The organism is uncultured Caballeronia sp. (genome assembly GCF_964243625.1).
Taxonomy (GTDB): Bacteria; Pseudomonadota; Gammaproteobacteria; order Burkholderiales; family Burkholderiaceae; genus Caballeronia.
Genome location: NZ_CAXTGZ010000702.1, coordinates 1 through 3001, shown reverse-complemented (window position 1 = coordinate 3001; position 3001 = coordinate 1). Strand labels below are relative to the sequence as shown.

Here is a 3001-nt window from a genome sequence, read left to right as displayed (position 1 = left end):
CCGGCAGCAAAGTAACGCTGATCTACCGCTGAACTCGCGGTACGGCTATCGGGCTGTATCGCGAGGAATCGGCGCCGGCGAGGGTTCTCCAACCCGCCGCGGCATTCCGAGCTGCGCGCGCAACATCCCTCGATCCAGCTCCTTCTCCCAGGCAGCGACCACGATCGTCGCCACGCCGTTGCCCAGAATATTCGTGAGCGCCCGGCATTCCGACATGAACCGGTCGATGCCGAGAATCAATACCATCGCCGTCACCGGCACGGTCGGCACCACCGAAAGACTCGCGGCCAGCGTGATGAATCCGGCGCCGGTCACGCCCGTCGATCCCTTCGATGTCAGCGTGGTCACCGCCAGCAGCGTGACTTCCTGCATGACGGTCATGTGCGTGTTCGTGGCCTGCGCGAGGAACAGCACGGCGAGCGTCATGTAGATGTTGGTGCCATCGAGATTGAACGAATAACCGGTCGGCACGACCAGACCGACAATCCCGCGCGAACATCCGAGCCGTTCGAGCTTTTCCATCAGTTGCGGCAACGCAGCTTCTGATGTCGATGTCCCCAGCACGATCAACAACTCGTCCCTGATATACGCCAGGAAGCGAAACAGGCTGAATCCGCACAGCTTCGCGACCAGCCCAAGTCCACACGTCACGAACAGGAACGCGGTCAGATAGAACGTGCCGATAAGTTTCATCATCGGCAGGAGGGATTCGATGCCGTACCGGCCGATGGTGAACGCCATCGCCCCGAATGCGCCGATGGGCGCAAGACTCGTGATCACGTGGACGATCTTGAAGAACGCCTTCGACAAGGCCTCGATCAGCCCGATCACCGGCTTCGCCGGTTCGCCCATTACGGCAAGCGCAGAGCCGAACAGCATTGCGATCAGCAGCACCGGCAAGATGTCGCCCTGCGTAAATGCGCCAACGAACGTGTCCGGAATGATGTGCATCAGGAAACCAGCCAGACCTTCGCCGTGCTCGGCCTTGGCCGCATATCCGGCGATCGAGCTGGCATCGAGTGTCGATGGATCGACGTTGAAGCCCTTGCCCGGCTGCAGGATATGCGCGGCGAGCAAGCCGATGGCGAGAGCAATCGTCGATACAACCTCGAAGTAGATCAGCGCCTTCCCGCCCACACGCCCGACTTGGCGCATGTCGTGCATGCTCGCGATTCCCGTCACCACCGTACAAAAGATCACCGGACTGATGATCATGCGCACGAGTTTGATGAAGGCGTCGCCAAGCGGTTTCATCGCGATGCCGTCGGCGGGAAGGAAGTGGCCGAGCAATATGCCCGTAATGATCGCGGCGATCACCTGGACATAAAGCACTTTGTAGAAGGGTTTCCTGGCGCGCTTGAAATTCATGTCTCCTCCGTGGTTGAGGCAAAGCGCGTCCCCGCCGCCTTTGGCAAACGCCGAAAAGCAGTCAGGGTCGCGTCGTTTTGAATGCGGCCGAAGCCGCGCGGGCTACAACACGGCAGCCCAGGGATAGCGCTCGAAGTGGCGCTTTTCGAAGGCCTGAATATCGGCGAGTTGTGTAAGCGTCAGGTCGATCGTGTCCATGCCTTCGATCACCATGCGTTTATGGCGCGCCCCCAGCGGGAAGCTGAAAACCTTGCCGCTCGTGTCCGATGTCACGGTCTGCGCTTCGAGATCGATCTTGAGCCCGGATTCCGGATCATTCAGGGACTCACGCAGTAGGACGTCGACCGCCTCACGGTCCAGTTGCACGAGGAGCAGGCGATTGTTCATTGCGTTCGAGTAGAAGATTTCAGCGAAACTCGGCGCGATCACGGCATCGAAACCATATTGCTGAAGGCCCCACACCGCGTGTTCGCGGCTCGATCCACAACCGAAATTCGATCCGCCAATCAGGATGCGTACGGCTTTGTACTGCGGCTGGTTCAGTACGCAGGATTGAATCGGATCGCCGTGTTCGTCGAAACGAAGGTCGTAGAGAAGGCCTGCGCTCAAACCGGCTTTGTCGATGATCCGAAGGAATTGCTTCGGCATGATCTGGTCAGTGTCCAGATTTTCGATGGGCAACGGCGCAGCGCTGCTTTCGATCATGGTCAACTTAGCCATGGAGGTTCTCCAGCGTGCGGACATCGGTGATCCTGCCGGTCAGTGCGGCGGCGGCGGCCATCGCGGGGCTCATCAGATGCGTGAGGCCGCCGCGTCCTTGCCGGCCTTCGAAATTGCGATTGGTCGTCGATGCACAGCGTTCGCCCGCTTGCAAAAAGTCGTCGTTCATCGCGAGACACATGGAGCAACCCGGCTCGCGCCATTCAAAACCGGCGCTTTTCAACGTGTCCGCGATGCCTTCCGCTTCGGCCTGACGACGCACGGAGCCCGAGCCCGGCACGACCATCGCGCGCACGCCCTGGGCGACCTTTTGCCCGCGAACGATCGCCGCAACAATACGCAAGTCCTCGATCCGCCCATTCGTGCACGAACCGATAAACACGCGGTCGATCGGCGTTCCGGCTATCGGCTGATTCGATTCGAGCCCGATGTACTCCAGCGCCCGGCGCAATGCCGCAGCGGCTTCCGGCGTGGCCTGGGAAGCGGCGTCGGGCACGAGCGCGTCCACGCGCATCGCCTGGTCGGGGCTCGTGCCCCACGTGACGAACGGCGCAATGTCGCTTGCGTTGAAGCGGTGTTCTGCATCGAAGCTTGCGCCGTCGTCCGACTTGAGCTGCGTCCAGTCGGCGAGCGCGGCTTGCCACGCGGTGTCATCGAGCGATGTTGCATGCGCGCGGACGTAGTCGAACGTGGTTTGATCGGGCGCGATCAATGCCGCTCGCGCGCCCGCTTCCACGGTCATGTTGCACAAGGTCATGCGCGCTTCCGCTGAAAGCGCGGCGATCGTCGAGCCGGCGAATTCAACCGCATAACCCCGCGCTCCCTGAGCGCCGATCTGACTGATGATCCAGATGATCACGTCCTTCGACGACGTGCCGTATGGCAACGCGCCGTCGATCGTGATGCGCATGGT

General features: G+C 61.0%; 3 protein-coding genes. All 3 read right to left on the bottom strand.

The window, feature by feature from the left end:
- Nucleotides 1-45: 45 nt before the first annotated feature.
- A complete protein-coding gene (locus ACFFAR_RS29560; RefSeq protein ID WP_174365282.1) occupies nt 46-1368 on the bottom strand; it encodes a C4-dicarboxylate transporter DctA in 1323 nt (440 codons plus the stop codon).
- A gap of 102 nt (nt 1369-1470) precedes the next feature.
- Nucleotides 1471-2088 carry a 3-isopropylmalate dehydratase small subunit gene (gene leuD / locus ACFFAR_RS29555; protein ID WP_174365283.1) on the bottom strand — a complete coding sequence of 206 codons (618 nt, stop codon included), beginning with the start codon at nt 2086-2088 and terminating at the stop codon, nt 1471-1473.
- A partial coding sequence (locus tag ACFFAR_RS29550; protein WP_375509053.1) for an aconitase family protein occupies nt 2081-3001 on the bottom strand: 921 nt, incomplete at its 5' end. The genes leuD and ACFFAR_RS29550, both read right to left, overlap by 8 nt.